The organism is Cypionkella aquatica (assembly GCF_030161095.1).
In the GTDB taxonomy this organism is placed as follows: Bacteria; Pseudomonadota; Alphaproteobacteria; order Rhodobacterales; family Rhodobacteraceae; genus Cypionkella; species Cypionkella aquatica.
In genome coordinates this window covers 352293-375289 of record NZ_BSPP01000007.1, presented here as the reverse complement: position 1 = coordinate 375289, position 22997 = coordinate 352293, and the positions used below count along the sequence as shown (strand labels likewise).

The following is a 22997-nucleotide window of genomic DNA, read 5'->3' as shown; positions in this document are numbered from 1 at the left end:
ATGGCCAAGATCGGAGTCGTCGGCATCGGATGGTGGGCTTGCTTCAACCACATTCCCACACTGCAAGTCTCTGATGATGTTGAAAAAATCGCGATATGCGATCTGGATCCCGGCAGGCTTGCGCAGGTTGGCGATCAGTTCGGCATCAGTGCGCGCTACAGTGATGTGGCTGAAATGGTTAAGGCCGAAGGCCTCGATGGCGTGATCATCTCGACCCCGCATATTGCCCACACCCGCCCCGCCATCGCAGCCCTGCAAGCGGGCGCCCATGTGTTGGTCGAAAAACCGATGGCCACAACCGCCGCCGATGGCCGCGCCATTGCCGCCGCAGGCGTTGCAGCGGGGCGTGAAGTCCTGATCTCCACAGGCCTCAACTACACCAAATTCTCGGCCCAAGCCGCCGCTTGGGTCAAACAGGGCAAAATCGGCCAAGTCCGCCACGCAGCCTGCCAAATGGGCAGCGCGCTTGACGATCTGATGGCCGGCGAGCCGATGTTGGAAACGGCAGGCCATCTGTTCCGCCCCCCAGCCTCCACTTGGGCCGATCCAGCAAAGGCAGGCGGCTATGCGTGGGGCCAGATGAGCCATTCGCTCGCCTGGCTGTGCTATGTCGCCGATGTGCAGTTCCAATCCATCTACTGCCTTGATACCAAATCGAAAACCGGGGTCGATTATTACGACGCCGCCGTGGGTCGCTGCACCAATGGCGCAAGCGTGGCCCTTTCAGGAGCCTCTACAGTGCCAAAACAGCGCGGCATGCACACTGATGTGCGCATCTATGGCACCGAGGGCGTGATCTGGTTTGACTGCGAATCCGGCCGTGCGCGCCTGGAACTCTCGCGCCTTGATGGCAGCAATGAGGTCTACGAAATGGCCCCCGGCGAGGCCAATTACGACGGCACTCTGCCGGTGACCCACTTTGCCGCACTGTGCGCCGGAAAGCCGGTTGGCAACCCCGCCAACGGCGAAAACGGCGCCCGCGTGACCGAAGCGATCGCCGCAATGTACGCCTCTGCCGCCACTGGCGCACCCGTTTTGATTGAGGGTTAACATGAAACTTTCCGTAACCGCATGGTCGTTCCCGGCATGCAATTTGAACGAATGTGCAAGCATTTCCATAGCCTTGGGCATCAATGCTTTGGACGTGGGGCTGCATTATCGCTCTGGCCTGAACCGCGATGAAATCCTGTCAGACCCGCTTACCGCAGCCGCCAAAATCCGCGCGCTGATCATCACGGTGCCGAACTATTACCACCAGTTTGGCGATGGCATCGTGGCGCAGAACCTGTCGCTGCCCGGCGCGTTGGATCAGAACACCCGCGACATCGAACAGGTGCTCCGCTTCGCCGATGCCGCCGAAATCGCCTCGGTTTTCATCCTGCCCGGCGTAATCAACCCCGGTCAGTCGCGCGATCAGGCGGCGGCGCAGTCGGCAGTTGCGATCAAGGAACTGCTGCAAGTCGCCCGCCACCACAAAGCCAAACTTTGTGTCGAACCGCATGTGCAAAGCTGGGCCGAAAGCCCTGCCTTGGTGGAGCGGCTGATTGACCAAACCGGGATCGGATTGGCATTAGATTACAGCCACTTCACCTGCCTCGGCTACCGTCAGGATGAAATTGACCCCTTGGCCAAATATGCGTGCCACGTCCATCTGCGCCAAGCCAAAATGGGTCATCTGCAAGCCAAATTCGCCCAAGGCACACTGAATTTTCCGGCCATGTTCGCCACCCTGCGCGATGCCGGCTACCAAGGCCATCTGGCGCTAGAGGCCGTGCATCAGGATTACATGAACACCCTCACCGAAGATGTGCTGACGGAAACCATCCTGATGCGCGATTGTTTCCAAAACTGGAAAGGTTAAGCGATGCCCGGATATGCATGGGTGCTGGAAGTCCGCCCCGGATACGAGGTCGAATACCTCAAACGCCACGACGAAATCTGGCCTGAGATGCTGGAGGCTTTGCACGCTGCAGGCATCCGCAATTACAACATCTTTCGCCACGGCCTGACCCTGTTCGGCTTTTTTGAAACCGATGATCTAGAGGCCACAAAAGCCTATCTGCGCACATCCGAGGTGGACAAGCGTTGGGGCGAATGGATGGCACCGATCATGAAAATCGAAGTCGACCCCACCACCAACTACCCGTATTTGCTGCCAAAACAGTTCTATATGGCCTGATCACGCCTTGATCCGCGCCCCTGTCGGATCATACAGCGGCGTCAGGTGCAGTCGCGCTGGCACGCGCTCTGCGGCGACCTCCAGCTCATAGCTTCCGCTGGCCATAAATGCCGCATCGACGCCTTTGCTGCGGACATAGCCATAGCCAATCGGCTTTTTGATCGTATGGCCAAAACCCCCGGACGACAGCCACCCCACCCGCTCGCCGTTGCGATAGATTGTTTCCCGTCCTAGCAAAATCACGCTCGGATCATCGACAGTAAACGCCGCCAATCGCTTGTTCACCCCGCTCGCGATCTGCGACTCCAATGCAGCGCGGCCCAGAAAATCCAAACCCGACTTCATCTTGCAGGCCCAAAGCAAACCAGCCTCAACGGGAGTGTGGTCCGGCCCGATATCCGCGCCCCAAGCGCGATACCCCTTTTCCAGCCGCAATGTCTCAATCGCCCGGTAGCCTGCGTTGACCACGCCGCCGCCCGCCATCAGCGCCTCATATACCGTCACCGCCACGTCGGTCGGCATGTGCAATTCCCAGCCAAGTTCGCCGACATAGGTGACGCGCAGGGCCAGAACCGGGCAGCCCGCCACCGAAATCTGCCGCGCTGTGCCAAACGGAAACCCGATATTCGACAGATCATCCGGGCAAACCCGCGTCAGAACCGCGCGCGCATCCGGCCCCATCAGCGACAACACCGCCGAGCCAGAGGTCACATCGACCAACTGACAGTTGCCAGTCAGATTGCGGCTGATCCAGTCGAAATCATGCGTCGCAAATCCTGTTCCGGTAACGATATAGAATTCATCCCACGCCCGCCGCACCACGGTCAGATCAGCTTCGATCCCACCGCGCACATTTAGCATCTGGGTATAGGTCAACGACCCAACCGGGCGATCAATATTTCCTGCGGCTATATAACTCAACGCTTTAGCAGCATCTGGCCCTTTCAGCACAAACTTTGCAAATGACGATTGATCTATCAGCACAGCACCATTGCGGCACGCCAGATGCTCGCGCCGCACCTGGTCCCACCAACCGGGGCGCTGATAGGAGTAAACATCCTTCGCCACCTCGCCAACTGACAGATCGGCGAACCAATTTGGCCGCTCCCACCCCAGTTTTTCGCCAAAGCAAGCGCCAGCCGCCTGCAAATGCCCATACAAAGCCGAGCGCCGGGTTGGCCGCGCCGAGGTCATCTCCTCGGAAGGCCAAGCGATTGTGTAATGTTTGCCGTAAGCCTCCAGCGTCCGCGTGCGCACCCAATCTGTCGATTGATGCACGCGGCCAAAGCGGCGAATGTCGACCGGCCAAAGATCATAGGGCGCTTCACCCTTCGCCGCCCATTCCGCCAGCGCCATGCCTGCACCGCCCGCGCTGGCAATGCCAAAAGCGTTAAACCCTGCACCCACATAGAAATTCTTCAACTCCGGCGCTTCGCCCAAGATAAAGTTGCCATCCGGCGTGAAGCTTTCCGGTCCGTTCAGCAACTGCTTCACCCCGGCATGCTCCAACGCAGGCACCCGCGCGATCGCATCCGCCATGAACTGGCTGTAATGGTCGTAATCCGAGGTCAGCAGATCGAAATGAACCCCCTCAGGGATGCCTTTGACCGCCCAAGGTTTCGGGTTCGGCTCGTAGCCCCCCCAGACCAGTCCGCCAACATCTTCTTTCCAATAGGTCAAGCGATCCGGGTCGCGCAAAGTCGGCAAGCCCGGTGTAACCCCTTCAATACGCTCGGTAATCATATACTGATGCTCGACCGAAACCAGCGGCACATTCACCCCCACCGACCCTGCCAGCACCCGCGTCCACTGCCCCGCGCAGCAGATCACCTTCTCACATTCAATCACACCAAACGGAGTTTCCACGCCCCTGATCCGACCATCTTCGACAATCACGCGGCTCACCGGCGTGTCCTCAAAGATCTTCACCCCCGCCATCCGCGCGCCTTTGGCCAAGCTTTGCGTGATGTCCGAAGGGTTTGCTTGCCCATCGGTCGGCAGGTAAGCCGCCCCCACCAGATCCTCAATCGTCATAAGCGGCCACAGATCCTGCGCCTCTTGCGGGGTCAGAAGATGCATCTCTAGCCCGAACGATTTCGCCGTTGTCGCCTGCCGCTTCACTTCCGTCCAGCGCGCCTCATTACAGGCCAGACGCAGGCCGCCGTTCATTTTCCATCCCGTCTGCAAGCCGGTCTCTGCTTCCAGACGTTTGTACAACTCAACCGAATATCCTAACAATTGCGTGATATTAGCCGAAGTTCTTAACTGCCCGACCAGGCCCGCCGCATGAAACGTGGTGCCCGAAGTCAGCTTTTTACGCTCCAGCAAAACCGTGTCGGTCCAACCCAATTTGCCCATGTGATAGGCCGTCGAGCAGCCAATAATGCCGCCACCGATGATGACCACGCGCGCGGTAGAGGGAAGATCGACCATGTTATCCTCGGGTGTTTTCAAAGGCGGCGTAGGCCGCGCGGTATGTCGCCAGGTTTTTCGCAGTATAGCCAGCATAGTCGAATTCAAGCGCCGAGTAGATTTCGGAAACCATGCTCCACAAAGTTTCGCGCAGCGCAGCAGCGGCCTTCATCGCCTTGTATTTGCGCCATAAATCGGCATCCGGCGGACGGCTAAAGTATCGCTCCAACATGCGCGCCTCTTGCGCCGTATTCAGGCTGTTGTTCGCAGCCAAACCGCCGAGATCAAACAAGGGCGAGTTGAACCCGGCATAATCCCAGTCGATTAACCACATGCGGGTGCCATCATGGATAAAATTCGCCGGAAGCAGATCGTTGTGGCCGAAAACCAGATCAATTTGTCCGACGGCAGCTTCCAAAACCGCCGCATCGGCCATCAATGCGGGCAAAGCCGAAACATAGCGCGAGCGCGCCGCGCGCAGCGTTGCCGCGTAGTCGCGCAGGACCTGAAACACCCAAAACGCCAGGCTCGCGCCGCGCAAATGCTGCGGTATGCCGCGATGCGCAAGCATCAGCAGATCCAGCGATTGCTCCAGCACTGCATCGTCCGCGAAATCCGCAGCCGTCAACGTCCGCCCTTCGATAAAACCGATCACCAAAACGCCCGGCGCATGGTAAATCACCGGCGGCGACACCCCTGCGGCATAAGCCGCGATGCTGGCGGACAGTTCATTGAACCGCAAGATCTGGTGCAAAGGGATGTCATCACCGATCCGCACCACAACCTTTTGTATATCATCCTCGGCCACAAAATTCACATTGGTGATGCCACCGCCCAAGCGTTCAACCCGCACCGAGCCCTGCCAGATCGGCAGATTTTGCACCTTTTCCAGCGGAGTCATCGCCCCTCCTAGCGTTTGCCGTAGAACAATCCTACCACATGCTCGGCCTCTGCAAAGAACAACCAGCGCGCCGCAAATGCGCCGATCACGTGGCAAACCGCGGCCACCGCGAAGGCCCAAGGGCCGGCCGAAATCGCCAGCAAAACCGCAGGGATCACCGCCGCCAAAGCCAGTGCAATCGCCCGCAACCTTTGCGCGTGCTTGCGGCCGACCGCGAAAATCATCTCGCGCAGCAGATAATTGCCGGCAGTATGCGCTTGCTCGAAGACGGTCACCTCACCGATGCGGTCCAGCCCGGTTGCAGTGCCCAAACTTTGCGCCTTTCGCGCGAACTGGCCATCACCGACTTGCCAGATTGCAAGTAAAATCAACGCCAAAGCGGCCAGAAAAATCGGCGCAAAGCTTTGCGCGGCAAGCACCGCCCCCCCTGCCAGCGCAAAGCCCAAGAACATCACCGGCGTTAACCAATGATGCCAGCGCGGCACCGCCTTGATCTGCGTGTAGATCATCGAAGTGGTCAAAACTGTGGCCAGAGCCAGCACGCCCCCCACCATCCCAATCGCGCGCGGCCAACCCAAGCCGAGCCAATCCGACAGCGCCATCGGCGCGCAGATCAGCAATGCCGCGACCGATGCCCAAGCCTCACGGCTAAGCCAGCTCGTGCGCCATTGCGTGAATGCCCGCCATGCGCGCCCGGGGTTGCCAAGGTGAAAAGTGGACGCCAAAAGACCAATAATCGCAAGAGCATAGCCCATTCCCCACCACAGAAACGCGGTCCAACCCATGGCCTGCGCAAAGCCCAGACCAAGAAAGAACAACAGGCCAAATCCCGCGCCAGACAGCACCGAAAATACAATAACCGAGGGTGCCGGATTCATCAGATCTTCCCCAATACGCGGTCAAGCCAGCCGACAAAACCGCTCACCTTGATGTCCAGCAGCGGCGCCAGCACGCTGGCCTCGTGGCGCACATCTTTCTTGCGCGGCGGCAGATACCGGTTAACCGGCTTGGTGCCCAGATCGGGCATCAAAGCATAGCCACCACGTTCCGCGCTCAGGCGGCTGACCTTACTATCGGGGTCGGCAAAATCGCCAAAATGCCGCGCACCGGTCGGACAGCCACGCACGCAGGCCGGTTCGCGGTCTTCCTCGGGCAAGTTTTCGTTGTAAATCCGGTCAACGCATAGGGTGCATTTCTTCATCACACCCGCCGCCGCGTCCATCTCGCGCGCGCCGTAGGGGCAGGCCCAGGCGCATAATCCGCAACCAATACAGGCGTCCTCGTTCACCAAAACGATGCCATCTTCACTGCGTTTATAGCTGGCTCCGGTTGGGCAGACTGTGACGCAAGGCGCATCCTCGCAATGCAGGCAGGAACGTGGGAAATTGATCGTTTGTGCTGCGCCCTCAATGGGTTGTACGGCATAGCTGTGAACGCGGTTTAAGAACACCCCGGAAGGCTCTGCGCCGTAAGGGTTTTGATCCGACAAAGGAGCTCCGTAGCCCTGATCATTCCAGCCCTTGCAGGCCGTGACGCAAGCCTGACAGCCAACGCAGGTATCCAGATCAATCGCCAAACCCAACCGTTTTTCGGTGGAAACTGGTAAACTGGTCATGCCCGTTCCTTCCCTTGCGGCACCACATGCGGGATCGGCCCGAAGCTTGGCTCAGATTGCGCCCTTGGGTCCACCCGTTCAATCCGCACCCGCAGATCGAACCAAGCGGCTTGGCCGGTGACGGGATCAGAGTTCGACAGCCGCGCGCCATCGCCCTTATCTGGCAGCAACTCGGATATCAGATGGTTCAGCAGAAATCCGGTGGTGGCCTCGGGTGCGGCATCATCCAGCGCCCAAGCGCCCTTGCGTTTGCCAATCGCGTTCCAAGTCCAGACGGTGTTTTCATTCAGCGCCGCCATATGCGCGACGGGCACCGTGATGCCGCCATTGGGCGAGATCACGCGGGCATAATCGCCTTCGCTAAAGCCTTGTTCTGTCCAGATTTTCGTCGGCAGATACAGATAGTTCGTGCCCCGGATCTGGCGCAGCCACGCGTTCTGACTGCCCCAGGAATGGTACATATCCATCGGCCGCTGGGTGATCGCATGCACCGGATAGCCCCAGCCCGAAGCCTCAAGATCGCCAAACGGCGGATACCAGATCGGCAGCGGGTCCATCGCCTGTTTCAGCCGCGCGCGCAAATGATCGGGCGGTTGAATCGCCCCCAAACCTTCGGCGGCGGCCTGAAACTTGCGCATCGGTTCCGACCAGATCGAGAACAGATAGGGCTGCGGGGTTTCATAGAACGAGGTTTTCACCGCCCAATCCTGATAGGCCATGTTCCACGGCTTGTAGAACGCCGCCTCTTCCGGCACATGGGCTTGATAAAACCCGCCGTTTTCGATGTAGCGTGCCAGCTGATCGGGGTTGGCATCGCCGCGCCCCTCAGCCGTGCCATCACCGCGAAAGCCTATCAGCGGCCCGACGCCGGGGCGGCGGATGTGGTTAACGATGTAATCGGCGTAATCCTTGTAGCGGGCAGTGCCGTCCGCATTAACCATCGGCGCCAGCCCCAACCGCGCGCCCAGATCCAGCAGCACCGACTGGAACGGCCGCACATCGCGGTCAGGCTCCACCACAGGCCAGCGGATCGAATCCCCTGCCGCATCGGGTTCGGAAATCGGGCGATCCAGCAACGAAATGCAATCGTGACGCTCGAGATACGTTGTGTCGGGCAGGATCAGGTCGGCATAGGCCACCATTTCCGACGCATAGGCGTCCGAATAGATGATCCGCGGGATGACATACTCGCCATCCACTTGATCTGTCAGCATTTCCATGACCTTAGCGGAATTCATCGAAGAATTCCACGCCATGTTCGCCATATACAAAAACAGCGTATCAATCTTGTAAGGGTCGCCCGCATGCGCGTTGGGGATCAGCATATGCATCAGCCCATGCGCCGAAAACGGGTTCTCCCATGTGAAGGCTTTGTCGATGCGAATGGCAGAGCCGTCTTCCTTCAGCGCCAGATTTTCCGGCCCGCGCACATAGCCCAAGTGCGGCCCAGACAAAGGCTTGCCCGGGGCTGTGACGAAATGCGGCGTCGGATGCGCCTCCATTGGTTTGGGATATGGCGGTTTCAGACGGTAGCCACCGGGAACCTCAACCGTGCCCAGTACGATCTGCAAAAGATGCAAAGCGCGGGCGGTTTGAAAGCCGTTGGAATGGGCGGAAATCCCGCGCATTGCGTGAAAACTGACGGGCCGTCCCGGCATCGTGGTGTGGAAATCGCCGCGAAAATCCGTCCAAGACTGGTTAATTTCAATAGCCTGATCAAACGCCACATGCGCCAGTTCGGCAGCCAGTGCCCGGATGCGATCCGCCGCGATGCCGCAACGCGAAGCCACCGCTTCCGGGGCATAATCGGGCGACAGATACCGCTCTGCCATATGCTGGAACACCGTGCGGTTGCCTTGATATGTAGCCCCCAGATCGGGCTGCACACCCTTGCCATCCCACGGCGCGGGCTGCCCGGTTTTGCGATCAATCACAAAGGGTTGGCTTTCGGCATTCTTGGCGATCATACCCTTTTCCGGGCCGTCCTCCACCACCAGCAAGGGCGCATTGGTGAACCGAGCAAGATACTCCAGATCGACCTTACCCGCCTCTAGCAAGCAATGGATAAGGCTGAGAATAAGCAAACCATCGGTGCCCGGAGTAATCCCGAGCCAATCATCCGCCACCGCATTGTAGCCCGTGCGAATAGGGTTAACGCCGATCACCCGCGCACCACGTTCTTTCAATCGCCCAAGGCCAATCTTGATCGGGTTGCTGTCATGATCTTCGGCCACGCCAAACAGCACGAACAGCTTGGTCCGCTCCCAATCCGGCTGGCCAAACTCCCAAAACGCGCCGCCGATGGTGTAGATGCCACCCGCTGCCATATTCACCGAACAAAACCCGCCGTGGGCTGCGTAATTCGGCGTGCCAAACGCCTGCGCCCACCAGCCGGTAAAGCTTTGCGACTGATCGCGCCCGGTGAAAAACGCCAGTTTCTCTGGGGCAGTTTCGCGCAAAGGTGCCATCCACGACACCGCCAAGGCCAACGCCTCGTCCCAGGAAATCTCTTCAAACGCGCCCGATCCACGTGGCCCGACCCGCCGCAAGGGTGCCCGCAACCGCGACGGCGCGGTCACCTGCATAATCCCCGAAGCCCCTTTCGCGCACAGCACGCCCTTGTTGATGGGATGGTCGCGGTTTCCCTCAATATAGCTGACTTTTCCAGAGGTTAGATGCACGTTGATGCCACAGCGGCACGCGCACATATAACACGTCGTCTTGCGAATTTCGTCCGAAACCAAGGGCGAGGTATCGATCTTCGGCTGAACTGTCATCATCCCCCCCCTGCGCCCTTTTGCAGGGCTTACCGCCAATCTTGACGGAAGTTTTTCGCCAAACAAGCCCGATTGCGACACATCGTCACGACAAATGCAGCAAAGCCGGAAAATCTTTCGCAAGCAGCGCCATTGCATCCGCTGCAATCGCGCGTTCTTCCTCAGCCGCCACGATATGCACCGCACACGGCCCCGCCCACGCCAGACCATCGACAATCCGCCCGCGCACCAGCGCATCATTCTCGCCAATCCCGCCGGTAAAAGCGATGCCGTCAAGCCCGCCCATCGCCGCGATCATCGAACCAGCATGACGCACCGCCCAATAGCAGAAATGCTCAACCGCAAACGCCGCCTCGGCCGTGCCCGCGCCGTGCAACGCCCGCATGTCGCTGTGACCGCCCAAGCCCAACAAGCCACTTTCCCGGTTCAAAATCCGCGAGGCCGCATCAACGCCGTGCAATTCGGCCAACCGCAGCACCGCATTGCCATCCATGCCGCCCGACCGCGTGCCCATCGTGATGCCATCCAGCGGCGAATAGCCCATCGTCGTCGCCACCGAAACGCCCGCCTTGATCGCGCAAAGCGAAGCACCATTGCCAAGATGCAGCGCCAGCAGCCGATCCGGCAGCGCCCCCAAATCCCGCAACTGCCGCACCAAACCGCCATAGCTGATGCCGTGAAAGCCATAGCGCCGCAGTCCACGCGCCCGCTCTGCCGCAGGCAAGGCATAGGCCACCGCTACCGCCGGATTGCTGGCGTGAAACGCGGTGTCAAAGCTGGCAAACTGCGGCAGATCGGGGGCCAGCGCGCCCAGCGCCCGTATCGCCGTCAGATTGCCGGGGTTGTGCAGCGGTGCGAGCGGCACGCAAGCCTCAATCTGCGCGATCACTTCAGGCGTCACCCGCGCTGGCTTCACCAACGCCTCGCCGCCATGCACTACGCGATGCGCCGCAGCCGTCAGATCGGCCAAAGCCACGCCCGGCTGCGCCATCGCCTGAAACGCCAGTGCCAAAGCGGCTTGATGATCGCGCGCAAAGCAAGCCTGATCGACCACGCCGATCTTCAGCCGTCCCGCGCCGCCAATCTCGGTCACCGATCCGGTCAGCACCGCGTGCAAACTTGCGTCAAACACCGCCAGCTTGATCGAGGATGACCCGGCATTGACCACCAACATCATCTCAAAGCACCGCCTTGATCAGCCCCAAAGCCGCCAGTCCCGCCAGCAGCACAATCGCAAAGCGACGGAAGTCTTTCGGATCGGTGTTCAGAAAATGCCGCGATCCCAACCAGTTGCCCAAAAACGTCAGCGGCAGCGCTGCCAAAGACGCCCAAAGCGTGTCCCATGTCACCAGCCCATGCCACCAATACAATGGCGCGGAATACAGATCGAGCAGCGGAAAGAACGCGATCAACGTGGCACGAAACGTCGCCGCTTGCATCGGCTGCGCCGCAAAGAATGCTGCAATCGGCAAGCCACCCATCCCCGGTGCATTGGCCAGCCCCGAGACGACACCCGCCGCCAAATTGCCCGTGCCCCGCACCTCGGATTTAAGCCGCCACCCCGCCAGAAGCACGCCGCACATCACCAGAATATAGACCGAAATCACCGCCCGCGCGGCTTCTTCGCTGATCCCCGTCAACGCCCACAGCCCCAAAGGCAGGCCGACAACCGCCCCCGCCAGCATCAGCCAAACCCTGCGCCAATCGACATCCGCACCGATGCCGCGCGCGGCTTGCAGGCTCATCGCGGTTTCCAAGATCACCACAACCGCCACGAAATGCAGCGGGTTGGTGACCACGCCAGAGGCCGCAATCACCATCGCCGAATATCCGAAACCGGAATAACCCCGGATGAAGGCCGCGACCAGAATCGCAACCCCCATCCAGATCGACGCCCCCAGCCCCAGATCAAACGGCATCAGACAATCTGCTTGCGCATATCGGCGGCATCAATCCCCGCCACCGCCACAGGTTTCTTCATCGCATCACGGCGGAACGGCTCGCCCAGTTCCTGATTGATCATCGCCTCAATCAGCGTGGTCTTGCCCGCCTTTTGGTCGATGATGGCTTGGCGCAACGCCGCCGTAAGTTCGTCCATCGTGCGCGCCACAACACCCTGCAGCCCGCAAGCCTTTGCAATCCCGGCATAAGACACTTGCGTGTCCAATTCGGTGCCGACAAAGTTATCGTCATACCACAGGGTCGAGTTGCGCTTCTCCGCCCCCCATTGATAGTTGCGGAATACCACTTGCGTGATCGCAGGCCACTCACCCCGACCAATCGCGGTCAATTCCGTCACCGCAATGCCAAACGCGCCATCGCCCGAAAAGCCTACCACCGGCACATCCGGGCAGCCGATTTTCGCGCCAACCACCGAAGGCAGACCATAGCCACAAGGCCCGAACAAACCGGGTGCCAGATATTTCCGCCCCGCCTCAAACGTCGGATAAGCATTGCCAATCGCGCAATTGTTGCCGATGTCCGAAGAAATAATCGCCTCTTTCGGTAGCGCCGCCTGAATAGCCCGCCACGCCATCCGCGGGCTCATCCAATCCGGTTTCGCCGCCCGCGCCCGCTGATTCCAGCTGGTGCCCGCGTCGTCATCCTCATGGTCCATGCTGGACAAAGCCTGCAGCCACCCCGATTTCGTCTGCGCAATCCTGGCTTTGCGTTCGCTGCGCGCATGGTCACCAGCGGTAGAGGCCAACCGCGCCAAAACCGCCTCGGCGACCTTTTTAGCGTCGCCGACAATGCCAACAGTCACCTTCTTCGTCAACCCGATCCGATCAGGGTTAATATCGACTTGGATGATCTTGGCCTGTTTAGGCCAATAGTCCAGCGCGTATCCGGGAAGCGTTGAGAACGGATTCAATCGGGTACCCAGACAGAGTACCACATCCGCCGCAGAAATCAACTCCATTGCCGCCTTGCTGCCGTTATAGCCCAACGGCCCGGCAAACAGCGGATGGCTGCCCGGAAACGCATCGTTGTGCTGATAACCGACACAAACCGGCGCATCCAAGCGCTCGGCCAGCGCCATACTGGCCGGAATTGCCCCGCCCAACACCACGCCCGCCCCATTCAAGATCACCGGAAACTTCGCCGACGACAGCAATTCTGCCGCCGCAGTGATCGCCGCTTCCCCACCCGACGGCCGCTCAAATTCCACAATCGCAGGCAAATCAATGTCGATCACCTGAGTCCAATAATCCCGCGGCATGTTGATCTGCGCCGGGGCCGAGGCCCGCTTGGCATTGATGATCACCCGGTTCAGCACTTCCGCCACGCGGCTTGGGTCGCGCACCTCTTCCTGATAGGCGACCATATCGGCAAACAAAGCCATCTGCTCGACCTCTTGGAATCCCCCCATCCCAATCGTCTTGTTCGCAGCCTGTGGCGTCACCAACAACAGCGGCGTGTGGTTCCAATACGCCGTCTTCACCGCCGTCACAAAGTTGGTAATCCCCGGCCCGTTCTGCGCGATCATCATGCTCATCTTGCCAGTGGCGCGGCTATAGCCATCCGCCATCATCCCGCCCGAGCCTTCATGCGCGCAGTCCCAAAACGTAATCCCCGCACGCGGAAACAGATCCGAAATCGGCATGAACGCCGAGCCGATGATGCCAAACGCATGTTCGATGCCATGCATTTGCAGCACTTTGACAAAGGCTTCTTCCGTGGTCATCCGCATGGCACATCTCCTGAAATCCAGTGGCTAAACCCGTTCTACCCGCCGCAAGACTCCCGCCTTAGGGCCAGAGACAAAACCCTCATAAGTCCAGAGCCGCATTTCATCTGTTCACAAATATTCCGGGGTCCGGGGCTGGCCCCGGCGGCTCGCCCCGCAATCTCAGGCCCCCCGAATAGCCCGCCCGATCCGCGCGATCCCTTCCGGTATCTTCGCGGGCGAGATCGACGAATACCCAAGCCGATAGAAATTCTTCGGCGCCTGCTCGGGCGCGAAAAACGCCCGCCCCGGTTCGATCAAAACGCCTTCCGCCCGCAACCCCTCAGCCAGCACTTCGGTATCGACCCCGGCAGGCGCGCGCATCCAGAAACTCGATCCGCCAAAGCCGCCCTGCCCGGCCACCGCTAACCCGTTGTCGCGGATCGCTTCTTCCATCACCTGACGTCTGCGCCGATACGCATTGCGCATCCGGTTGATCAGCGCATCGTAATGGCCAAGGCTTAGGAAATACGCCACCGTGCGCTGAATATGCCCCGGCGGATGCCGCAGCATCATCAAGCGCAGCGCCCGCGCCTCGCGGATAAAACTCGCAGGTCCCACCAGATAGCCCAACCGCATCCCCGGAAACACCGATTTAGAGAACGACCCGGCATAGATCACCCGCCCCTCGCTATCCAAAGACTTCAGCGCAGGCGAGACCGGCTTCAGGAACGACATCTCGAACTCATAATCATCCTCGACGATCACAAAATTCTCACGCGAGGCCGCCTCCAACAAAGCCAACCGCCGCTCCAGCGGCATCGTCGCATTGGTGGGGCATTGATGCGACGCGGTGGTGAACACCACATCCACGCCCTTCGGCAACCGATCCGGCGGCAATCCATCAGCATCGACATCCACCGAGATCACCTCGCTTCCCGAAGGCGCCAACACACCGCGCAAACCGGAATAGCCCGGATTTTCCACAGCCGCCCGCCGGCCGGCCCCAAGCAACACGGCCGTGGTGATCCATAACGCGTTCTGCGCGCCCATCGTCAACAACACCTCGTCTTCCCGCGCCGCAATGCCGCGCCGGGGCAGGATGGATCGCAGCAAATGCTCGATCAACAGCGGATCATCGCGGTCATACATATCAGAGGTCAGCGCCGCGAAATCTTTGCGCCCCAATGCGCGCAGCGCGCACAAACGCCAGTTCTGATGATCAAACAGGCTGGCATCGGCCTGACCATATATGAACGGAAACTGATAATTCTCCCAGTCTAGCGGCCGCTTTACGGTTGCCAGTCGCGAAAATCGCCCGCCCGTGAGTGCCGCAAAATCGACCCCTTCCGCCCGTGGCGCGCGCGCTTGCAATTCCGGCGCGCGCGGCGCGTTCTCAGAGATGAAATACCCCGACCGTCCCCGCGCCATCAGATAATCGGCACTGACCAATTCGGCATAAGACAGGGTCACTGTGATGCGGCTGATGCCCAGATGCTCGGCCAACCCCCGCGACGACGGCATCTTCTGCCCCGCCCGAAACCGCCCCGATAGCACGCCTTCCGTCACCATTTGCCGGATACGTTGCTGCAAAGTGCCGCGCCCGGCGGGAGGCAGCACGAAAGCTTCGGCAGGGATCGACATTCTGGCCTCATGACGGCGGATCGGTTGGACTTATAGGCCCGCGCCCCCACTACAAAGTCAAGCGATCCGGGCCAGTGTGGAAGCCTCCGGCGGGAGTATTTCAAAAAGAGCAACTGCAAGGGATTTGCTCTTTCCTAAAAACGCATGCTTTGCTGGCAACGCGCGCGCAGATCGCAAAAACCCCGCGCCAGTCGTGGCACGGGGTTAAAGAGAAAGCGCAAATTTTAGCTAAAGTTTAGCCAAAAACCGTGGTCAGCGCGTTATCAATAGCACCGGTGATCTGGTCGATATCATCCGGCGTGGCGATCAGCGCAGGCGACAAGCACAATGTGTTGTTCAGACCGGGGATCGAGCGGTTGGTCATGCCGATGATCACGCCCTGCGCATTGCAGGCGGCGACCACGGCGGCGACTTTCTTTTCATCCATCGGTTCTTTGGTCACACGGTCCGCCACCAGTTCTGCGCCGCAGAACAGGCCCTTGCCGCGCACATCGCCGATGACTTTGTGCTTTTCCATCAGCGCATGCAGATTATCCATCACCCGCGCACCCATCTTCAGGGTGTTGTCGAGCAAGCCTTCATCCTCGATGATCCGCATGTTTTCCAGCGCAGCCGCGGGGCCAGCGGTGCAGCCGCCAAAGGTCGAGATATCGCGGAAATACGACAGGTGATCGCCCGCATCCTTGAACATATCAAACACTGCTTCGGTGGTGACGGTGCAGGAAATCGCCGCATAGCCCGAGGCCACGCCCTTCGCCATCGTCACGAAATCTGGCTTGATGCCGTAATGCTGGTAGCCAAACCAAGTGCCAGTGCGGCCCACACCGCAGACCACTTCGTCGATATGCAGCAGGATGTTGTATTTCTTGCAGATTTCCTGAACCCGCTCCCAATAGCCTTGCGGCGGGGTGATCACGCCACCGCCTGCGGTCACAGGCTCCAGCACCAGCGCGCCGATGGTATCGGCACCTTCGCGCAGGATGACTTCTTCGATCGCATCGGCCGCACGCTCACCGTAGTTCTCGACATCCCACTGTTTGCGGTATTCCAAGCAATGCGGCACCATCACAAAGCCGTCCGGGTAGGGCCCATACTGCGCCGCCCGCTCCAACTGGCCGCTGGTCGCAAGCGTGCCGATGGTGGTGCCGTGATAATCCCGCTCGCGGTACAGGATCTTCCACTTTTTGCCGCCGTGATGCTTGTGCGCGATCTGGCGCACCATCTTGTAGACTTTCTCGTTGGCTTCCGAGCCCGAGTTGGAATAGTAAACGCGGGAAAGCCCCGGCATTTTCGAGATCAGCCGTTCAGCAAACAAAGCGCCGGGGATCGAGCCGCCGACACCCGCAAAATAGTTCATTTTCAACAATGTATCGCGCACCGCATTGGCGATGCTTTCACGGCCGTAGCCGACGTTGACGGTCCAGACCGCGCCCGACACCGCGTCGATATATTCCTTGCCGCGCGCATCCCAGACCCGCAGGCCGCGGCCCTCGACGATGATGCGGGGGTCAACATCCGGCGTCTCATAGCCCTTGTGCTGGCTCAGATGGTGCCAGACATGCGCCTTGTCAGCCGCCACTACTGCGGAAATATCATTGGCGTTTGTATAGCCTTGCATGGCCGACCTCATGTTTTGCCAACCGCCCTGTGCGGTCTGAATTGGCGCTATAATCCGGGATAGCGCCGCATCTTCTTATGTCCAGACGTGCAGGGCCGATAAGGCCAGCCGCCACTATGCCATTTCCGCATAGTCCTGTGCGGTCTTCTCAATATCATGGCAGCGCGCAATCGGCTAAAACTTGCGCAAATCGGGGAGAATATCATGGGCCGCTCTGTCATCGTGCACGAGAATTTCCTGCGCCGGGTCGCTGCGCGTGACTTTCCACCGGGCAATCCAGCAACAGGCCCGCTGTCCCCCGAAGACGCTGTTGCCGCCTACCGTGCTGCCTGCACCAGCCGCGCCCTTGACCGCACCTCGCGCGAGATGCAGCGGCAGGGCACCGGCTTTTACACCATCGGATCGTCGGGCCACGAAGGCCTCGCAGCGGTGGCGCTTGCCCTGCGCCCCACCGACATGGCCTTTCTGCACTACCGCGACGCCGCTTTTCAGATCGCCCGCGCGGGCCAGGTGCCGGGGCAAACCATCGCCTATGATATGCTGCTCAGCTTCGCGGCCTCGTCGGATGACCCGATCTCGGGCGGTCGTCACAAGGTGCTGGGCAGCAAAGCCCTGAACATCCCGCCGCAAACCTCGACCATCGCGTCGCATCTGCCCAAAGCCGTCGGGGCCGCCTATGCCATTGGCGCTGCCAAGAAAAACCGCCCCGAACACGCGCAACTGCCCGAGGATGCCATCGTCTATTGCTCTTTCGGCGACGCCTCTGCCAATCATTCCACCGCCCAAGGTGCCTTCAACGCCGCTGGCTGGACCTCCTATCAATCCCTCCCCCTCCCCCTGCTGTTCGTCTGCGAAGACAACGGCATCGGCATTTCCACCAAAACCCCCACCGGCTGGATCGCCAATTCCTTCCGCCACCGCCCCGGCCTGAAGTATTTTCACGCCAACGGCCTTGATATCTACGACACCTACAAGGTCGCGCAAGAGGCCGCCGATTACGTCCGCACTCGCCGCAAGCCCGCCTTCCTGCATCTGAAAACCATCCGCCTTTACGGCCACGCGGGCGCAGACATGCCCACCACCTACCTGCCAAAGGAAGAAGTCGAGGCCGAAGAGGCCCATGATCCCCTCCTCCACATGGTCCGCCAACTCGACGCCAGCGGCGCCCTGCCCGCCGCCGAAGCCCTGCAAATCTACACCGACACGAACGACCGCATCACCCGCATCGCAGCCGAGGCCACCACGCGCCCGCATCTGAAAACCGCCGCCGATGTCATGGCCGCCATCATCCCGCCGCATCGTCCCTGCAAACCCAGCAACGGCCCTACCCCCGACGCCCGCGCAACCGCGTTCGGCAGCGATCTGAAGCAGATGGCAGAGCCGCAAATCATGTCGCGCCTGATCAACTGGGCCTTGACCGATCTGATGCTGACCCACCCGGAAATCGTGATGATGGGCGAAGACGTTGGGCGCAAAGGCGGCGTCTACGGCGTCACCCAAAAGCTGACCCAGCGCTTTGGCCAAGCCCGGATGATCGACACCCTGCTCGATGAACAGTCGATCCTTGGCCTCGCCATCGGCATGGCGCAAAACGGCTTCATCCCGTTCCCCGAAATCCAGTTCCTCGCCTATCTGCACAACGCCGAAGACCAGCTTCGAGGTGAGGCTGCCACTTTGCCGTTCTTCTCCAACGGTCAATACTCCAACCCGATGGTGCTGCGCATCGCGGGGCTGGGCTACCAAAAAGGCTTCGGCGGCCATTTCCACAATGACAATTCCGTAGCCGTGCTGCGCGACATTCCCGGTCTGATCCTCGCCTGCCCGTCAAATGGCGCTGATGCCGCCAAAATGCTGCGCGAATGTGCGCGTCTGGCGCGCGAAGAACAGCGGCTTGTGGTGTTCCTTGAACCCATCGCCCTCTACCCGATGCGCGATCTGCACGCCGACAAAGACGGCCTCTGGATGCAGCGCTACCCTGCGCCCGATGAGGTCATCCCCTTTGGCGAGGTTGGCATCCACGGCGACGGCACCGACCTTGCCATCGTCACTTTCGGCAATGGCAATTACCTGTCGCATCAAGCTCTTGCCCAGATTACCGCCGCAGGCATCAAAGCCCGCATCATTGATACCCGCTGGCTGTCGCCCTTGCCAAAAGACGCGCTGACTGCCGCCGTTCAGGGCTGCAAACACATCCTGATCGTCGACGAAACCCGCCACTCCGGCGGCGTCGCAGAGGCCCTGATGGCGCATTTCCACGAAACCTCCCCGGCAAAACTGGCCCGCCTGACCGCCGAGGACAGCTTCATCGCCACCGGCCCCGCCTATGCCGCCACCATGCCATCGGCCGCCAGCATCACCGCCGCCGCATTGGAGCTGTGCCAATGAAAAAAGCCGTCCTGATTTGCCCCGGCCGTGGCACCTATACCAAGACTGAACTGGGCAGCCTTGCCCGTTTCCCAAGGCCCGATCTGCTGGCGCATTTCGACGCCCGCCGCACGGCGCTCAGCCAAGAAACCCTGACTGCTCTAGATAGCGCCGCCACCTATTCGGTCGCAAAACACACCCGCGGCGACAACGCTTCGGCGCTGATCTACGCCTGCACCTTGGGGGATAGCCTCACCTTGCAAGGCGTTGACATCGTGGCAGTAACCGGAAATTCGATGGGCTGGTACTCAGCGCTCGCCTGCGCAGGCGCGCTGACACCCGAGAACGGATTTGAGGTCGTCAACACCATGGGCACGCTGATGCAGCAAAGCCTGATCGGCGGCCAGGTCATCCATCCGTTTGTGGACGAAAACTGGCACCCCAACCCCATGCGCAAGGCCGAATTGCTGGCCATCGCCACCGAAATCAATACCCGACCCGACCACATCTTAGCCCCGTCCATCGACCTCGGCGGCATGTTGGTGCTGGCAGGCAATGAGGCTGGCCTGAAAGCCTTCGAATCCGCCGTTCCGTCCGAGCAGGGTCGCTTCCCGATGCGTCTGGCCAATCACGCCGCCTTCCACACCGCGCTGCAAGCCCCGGTCGCCGCACAAGGCCGCGCCGCTTTGCCCGAAAGCCTGTTCAGCCAGCCGCAAAAACCGCTGATCGACGGGCGCGGCCAGATCTGGTGGCCGGGATCGGCGCGCACTGCCGCCCTTTACGACTACACCCTTGGCCATCAGGTGACCGAGCCCTACGATTTCACCGCCGCCATCCGCACCGCCGCCCGCGAATTTGCCCCCGATCTGTTCATCATCGCAGGCCCCGGCACGACACTCGGCGGGGCCGTGGCGCAAAGCCTGATCCTGTCGCATTGGCAGGGCATGGCCAGCAAACAGGATTTCCAATCTCGCCAGACCGAGGCTCCGCTGATGATCTCGATGGGCCTGCCCCAGCAACGTGCGCTTGTCACCTGAAACCCCGCCGCCCCGGACGTGATCCGGGGCCTCCGATCACACCACGAGGCCCCGGATCACGTCCGGGGCGGCGTGGCCGATGGGACAAAGGTTAAGCAAAGATGAATCACCCCCACCTAACCCCTTGATTTGATATCAGGCTGTCTTCTGTCCACGCGTGGACACATCCTTCGCCGCGATATGCCCGGCCAGATACTCCGCATCACCCCAGACCCCCCAGATGAACGGCGAGGCCCGCCGCGCCAGCCACGGCAGCCCCAGAAAATACAAGCCCGGCACGCCCGAGACGCCGCGATCATGCGCAGGCCGCCCCTGCGCGTCAAAAGCATCCACCTGCAACCACCCGAAATCGAGCGCAAACCCGGTGGCCCAGATGATCGAAGTCACGCCCTCCGCCGCCAGATCCAGCGCCAGAATTGGATGCGTCACACAATCCGGCTCCGGCCCGATCAGCTTCGCCTCTTCTTCCAGCGGCAAATCCAGTCCATGCTCGACCGCGAAAGCATCCGCCAGCGCCAGAGTGGCCAGATAGTTCTCATTCCCCGCCCGCACGTTGCGCCCCAGATCATCGCCAACCGCCAGCACCCCATCCCGATACGCCCCAACCCGCCCCAGCAAGGTCATCCCCTGCGCCGCCAGATCGTGGAAATCCACCGTATGCCCGCCATAAGCCCCCGAAACCGCGATCGTGATATGCTCGGTCCCCGGCGTCTTCACCTTCTGCTCCCACTGCCCCAGCACACCCAGCCACCAGCAGAAATCGCGGCCGCGATAGCTGCGCGGCGGCCGATCATGCGGCCCCACCGACAAAAACACCTTACGCCCCGAGCGGTTGATCTCGTCCGCAATCTGCGACCCAGACGACCCCGCCCCCACCACCAAAACCGCACCGTCAGGCAGTTGCCCCGGATTGCGGTAAGCGTTGGAATGCATCTGCACGATGCCGGCACTTTCCGGCACCAAGGTCGGGATCAACGGCTTCTGAAACGGCCCCGTCGCCACCACCACATTGCGCGCCCTGACTTGCCCCGCCGAGGTTTCTGCAACAAATCCCGCGCCATCCTGAACCAGCGATGTCACCGCAACCCCGCAGCGGATCGGCGCCGCGATCTGCTCGGCCACACCTTCGAAATACGCCACGATGTCGTGCTTGCTGGCAAAAGAATCCGGGTCCAGCTTATCAAACTTGCGGATCGGAAAACGGTCATGCCAAGCCGGACCATTCGCCACCAGCGAATCCCAACGCTCCGTGCGCCAACGCTCAGCAATCCGGTGCCGCTCCAGCACCAGATGACTCTGCCCGTGCGCCGACAACTGCGCGCTCATCGCAAGCCCCGCCTGCCCGCCACCAATCACCAGCGTGTCAACTGTTTCAGATGTCATCGCGCCGTTCCTTCAACTGCGGTGTCCAATGTTGCCCCGTCCTAGGCCAAGCCCGCGCCTGCGCAAATAAGGATTTCACGCAGCGTTGATTAGGCTAACCCGCAACCGGCATCGGCTTAAGCCCCGCCTAAGCAATGCTGAGCAAAACACTGATCGCCGCCCAGCGCATATTCGGGCAAAACCTGCGCAACGCTCTGGCCCCGGCCATCGCAATGCCTATCATGCCGCAACCGTCCCTAGCCACGAGCCAGCCATGAACCAGCACCAAACCCTTTCCCCCGCTGCCGAGCTGCACGCCAATGTCTCGGTGCCGTTCAATCAGGCGCATGCGATGCCGAAATCGGTCTACACCAGCGAAAGCTTTCTGGCGCAGGAACAAAAACACATCTTCGCACAAGACTGGCTCTGCGCCGGGCGCGCCGAAAGCCTGCCCAATCCCGGCGATTATCTGACCATGCAAATCGCAGGCGAGCCAGTGATCGTGCTGCGAGACCGCGACGGCGCAATCCGCGCGATGTCCAACGTCTGCCGCCACCGCATGTCCACGTTGCTGCACGGCCGGGGCAACACCCGCGCCATCGTTTGCCCCTATCACGCCTGGACCTATAATCTTGACGGCTCGTTGCGCGGCGCCCCCGCTATGGCGCTCAATGAAAGCTTCTGCAAACCCGACATCGCCCTGCCGCAAATTCGCTGCGAGGTTTGGTTAGGCTGGGTGATGGTCTCGCTGAACCCGGATGCCGTATCCCCCTCTATCGCCCTGAAAGACGTCGAAAATCTGGTCGGCTATCTTGATATGTCGACCTATACTGAAACCTTCCGCGAAGAATTCCGTTGGGCCACCAACTGGAAAGTTCTGGCCGAGAATTTCATGGAATCCTATCACCTGCCGGTCTGCCATTCTGGAACGATCGGCGGTTCGTGCGATCTGAACTTGATGACCTGCCCCGAAGGCACGACGGCCTTCAACTACCACTGGATCGTCAAAAACGACACAGTGCCGCTCGCCCTCGCCCATCCCAGCAACACGGCGCTGAAAGATGATCAACGCCGCATCACCTGGCTTTTGGCGATCTATCCATCGCTGCTGATTACGCTCACGCCGGGCTATTTCTGGTATCTGTCGCTGACGCCAGATGGTCCGGGCCATGTCAACGTGCTGTTCGGCGGTGGCATGTCCGCCGATTGGATGGCCGATCCCGCCGCCGCAGAAAACCTTGCCACGGTGAAAGCCCTGCTCGACGATGTGAATGTCGAAGACAAAGGCTGCACAGAGAAAGTCTATCGCGGCCTTTTGTCAGGCATGGCCACGCCGGGCCCGCTGTCCCACCTAGAGCGGCCAAATTTTGAATTCGCTCAATATCTTGCCAGCCGCATCCCGGCCTAATTCCCGCAACAGG

17 protein-coding genes are annotated in these 22997 nt (G+C 60.5%); 6 read left to right on the top strand and 11 right to left on the bottom strand.

What is annotated here, in order from left to right; all coding sequences use genetic code 11:
• The 3 genes from QQJ98_RS10365 to QQJ98_RS10355 are packed head-to-tail and all read left to right on the top strand — an operon-like array spanning window position 1 to window position 2179.
• Window positions 1–1050, top strand: coding sequence for a Gfo/Idh/MocA family protein (locus tag QQJ98_RS10365; RefSeq protein ID WP_284325259.1), 1050 nt, complete (start codon window positions 1–3; stop codon window positions 1048–1050).
• Window position 1051: 1 nt separating this feature from the next.
• Window positions 1052–1861 carry a sugar phosphate isomerase/epimerase family protein gene (locus QQJ98_RS10360; protein WP_284325258.1) on the top strand — a complete coding sequence of 270 codons (810 nt, stop codon included), beginning with the start codon at window positions 1052–1054 and terminating at the stop codon, window positions 1859–1861.
• 3 nt (window positions 1862–1864) lie between these two features.
• Window positions 1865–2179 (top strand): L-rhamnose mutarotase, encoded by a 315-nt coding sequence (locus tag QQJ98_RS10355; protein WP_284325257.1) that lies wholly within the window; start codon window positions 1865–1867, stop codon window positions 2177–2179.
• Here the strand turns inward: QQJ98_RS10355 and QQJ98_RS10350 are convergent, their stop codons facing one another.
• The 10 genes from QQJ98_RS10350 to tpa all read right to left on the bottom strand — a co-directional run bounded on the left by QQJ98_RS10350 (window position 2180) and on the right by tpa (window position 16813).
• A complete protein-coding gene (locus tag QQJ98_RS10350) occupies window positions 2180–4612 on the bottom strand; it encodes a GcvT family protein (protein ID WP_284325256.1) in 2433 nt (810 codons plus the stop codon).
• A 1-nt stretch (window position 4613) separates the two neighbouring features.
• Window positions 4614–5492, bottom strand: coding sequence for a choline/ethanolamine kinase family protein (locus tag QQJ98_RS10345; protein WP_284325255.1), 879 nt, complete (start codon window positions 5490–5492; stop codon window positions 4614–4616).
• An 8-nt stretch (window positions 5493–5500) separates the two neighbouring features.
• Window positions 5501–6370 carry a dimethyl sulfoxide reductase anchor subunit family protein gene (locus QQJ98_RS10340; RefSeq protein ID WP_284325254.1) on the bottom strand — a complete coding sequence of 290 codons (870 nt, stop codon included), beginning with the start codon at window positions 6368–6370 and terminating at the stop codon, window positions 5501–5503.
• Entirely contained in the window at window positions 6370–7107 is a 738-nt protein-coding gene (locus tag QQJ98_RS10335; protein WP_284325253.1) for a 4Fe-4S dicluster domain-containing protein, read from the bottom strand. The genes QQJ98_RS10340 and QQJ98_RS10335 overlap by 1 nt, the downstream gene beginning before the upstream one ends.
• The gene (locus tag QQJ98_RS10330) at window positions 7104–9887 is read right to left on the bottom strand and encodes a molybdopterin oxidoreductase family protein (RefSeq protein WP_284325252.1); all 2784 of its coding nucleotides are present in this window, start codon (window positions 9885–9887) and stop codon (window positions 7104–7106) included. Before QQJ98_RS10330 ends, QQJ98_RS10335 begins: the two co-directional genes overlap by 4 nt.
• Before the next feature lie 82 nt (window positions 9888–9969).
• Window positions 9970–11061, bottom strand: a complete 1092-nt coding sequence (locus QQJ98_RS10325) for an acetate/propionate family kinase (RefSeq protein WP_284325251.1) — start codon at window positions 11059–11061, stop codon at window positions 9970–9972.
• Between the two features lies 1 nt (window position 11062).
• Entirely contained in the window at window positions 11063–11803 is a 741-nt protein-coding gene (locus tag QQJ98_RS10320) for a sulfite exporter TauE/SafE family protein (RefSeq protein WP_284325250.1), read from the bottom strand.
• Entirely contained in the window at window positions 11803–13575 is a 1773-nt protein-coding gene (gene xsc / locus QQJ98_RS10315; RefSeq protein ID WP_284325249.1) for a sulfoacetaldehyde acetyltransferase, read from the bottom strand. Before xsc ends, QQJ98_RS10320 begins: the two co-directional genes overlap by 1 nt.
• Before the next feature lie 159 nt (window positions 13576–13734).
• Window positions 13735–15195: a MocR-like pyridoxine biosynthesis transcription factor PdxR gene (pdxR, locus tag QQJ98_RS10310; RefSeq protein ID WP_284325248.1), complete on the bottom strand. Its 1461-nt coding sequence runs from the start codon at window positions 15193–15195 to the stop codon at window positions 13735–13737.
• A gap of 235 nt (window positions 15196–15430) precedes the next feature.
• Complete coding sequence (gene tpa, locus QQJ98_RS10305; protein WP_284325247.1) at window positions 15431–16813, bottom strand: hypotaurine--pyruvate aminotransferase Tpa; 1383 nt, start codon at window positions 16811–16813, stop codon at window positions 15431–15433.
• A gap of 204 nt (window positions 16814–17017) precedes the next feature.
• Here tpa and QQJ98_RS10300 point away from each other — a divergent pair, with 204 nt between their 5' ends.
• A complete protein-coding gene (locus QQJ98_RS10300) occupies window positions 17018–19198 on the top strand; it encodes a dehydrogenase E1 component subunit alpha/beta (RefSeq protein ID WP_284325246.1) in 2181 nt (726 codons plus the stop codon).
• Complete coding sequence (locus tag QQJ98_RS10295; protein ID WP_284325245.1) at window positions 19195–20214, top strand: ACP S-malonyltransferase; 1020 nt, start codon at window positions 19195–19197, stop codon at window positions 20212–20214. The genes QQJ98_RS10300 and QQJ98_RS10295 overlap by 4 nt, the downstream gene beginning before the upstream one ends.
• A gap of 135 nt (window positions 20215–20349) precedes the next feature.
• Here QQJ98_RS10295 and QQJ98_RS10290 read toward each other — a convergent pair whose 3' ends face one another.
• On the bottom strand, window positions 20350–21597 hold the full coding sequence (locus QQJ98_RS10290) for a flavin-containing monooxygenase (protein ID WP_284325244.1): 1248 nt from the start codon (window positions 21595–21597) through the stop codon (window positions 20350–20352).
• A 253-nt stretch (window positions 21598–21850) separates the two neighbouring features.
• Between QQJ98_RS10290 and QQJ98_RS10285 the strand changes: the two genes are divergently transcribed.
• Window positions 21851–22984, top strand: coding sequence for an aromatic ring-hydroxylating oxygenase subunit alpha (locus QQJ98_RS10285; RefSeq protein WP_284325243.1), 1134 nt, complete (start codon window positions 21851–21853; stop codon window positions 22982–22984).
• Window positions 22985–22997: the final 13 nt, after the last annotated feature.

Coding starts and splice junctions, on each gene's coding strand:
- QQJ98_RS10365 (WP_284325259.1), top strand. CDS start 1: ATGGCCAAGATCGGAGTCGTCGGCATCGGATGGTGGGCTTGCTTCAAC.
- QQJ98_RS10360 (WP_284325258.1), top strand. CDS start 1,052: ATGAAACTTTCCGTAACCGCATGGTCGTTCCCGGCATGCAATTTGAAC.
- QQJ98_RS10355 (WP_284325257.1), top strand. CDS start 1,865: ATGCCCGGATATGCATGGGTGCTGGAAGTCCGCCCCGGATACGAGGTC.
- QQJ98_RS10350 (WP_284325256.1), bottom strand. CDS start 4,612: ATGGTCGATCTTCCCTCTACCGCGCGCGTGGTCATCATCGGTGGCGGC.
- QQJ98_RS10345 (WP_284325255.1), bottom strand. CDS start 5,492: ATGACTCCGCTGGAAAAGGTGCAAAATCTGCCGATCTGGCAGGGCTCG.
- QQJ98_RS10340 (WP_284325254.1), bottom strand. CDS start 6,370: ATGAATCCGGCACCCTCGGTTATTGTATTTTCGGTGCTGTCTGGCGCG.
- QQJ98_RS10335 (WP_284325253.1), bottom strand. CDS start 7,107: ATGACCAGTTTACCAGTTTCCACCGAAAAACGGTTGGGTTTGGCGATT.
- QQJ98_RS10330 (WP_284325252.1), bottom strand. CDS start 9,887: ATGATGACAGTTCAGCCGAAGATCGATACCTCGCCCTTGGTTTCGGAC.
- QQJ98_RS10325 (WP_284325251.1), bottom strand. CDS start 11,061: ATGATGTTGGTGGTCAATGCCGGGTCATCCTCGATCAAGCTGGCGGTG.
- QQJ98_RS10320 (WP_284325250.1), bottom strand. CDS start 11,803: ATGCCGTTTGATCTGGGGCTGGGGGCGTCGATCTGGATGGGGGTTGCG.
- xsc (WP_284325249.1), bottom strand. CDS start 13,575: ATGCGGATGACCACGGAAGAAGCCTTTGTCAAAGTGCTGCAAATGCAT.
- pdxR (WP_284325248.1), bottom strand. CDS start 15,195: ATGTCGATCCCTGCCGAAGCTTTCGTGCTGCCTCCCGCCGGGCGCGGC.
- tpa (WP_284325247.1), bottom strand. CDS start 16,813: ATGCAAGGCTATACAAACGCCAATGATATTTCCGCAGTAGTGGCGGCT.
- QQJ98_RS10300 (WP_284325246.1), top strand. CDS start 17,018: ATGGGCCGCTCTGTCATCGTGCACGAGAATTTCCTGCGCCGGGTCGCT.
- QQJ98_RS10295 (WP_284325245.1), top strand. CDS start 19,195: ATGAAAAAAGCCGTCCTGATTTGCCCCGGCCGTGGCACCTATACCAAG.
- QQJ98_RS10290 (WP_284325244.1), bottom strand. CDS start 21,597: ATGACATCTGAAACAGTTGACACGCTGGTGATTGGTGGCGGGCAGGCG.
- QQJ98_RS10285 (WP_284325243.1), top strand. CDS start 21,851: ATGAACCAGCACCAAACCCTTTCCCCCGCTGCCGAGCTGCACGCCAAT.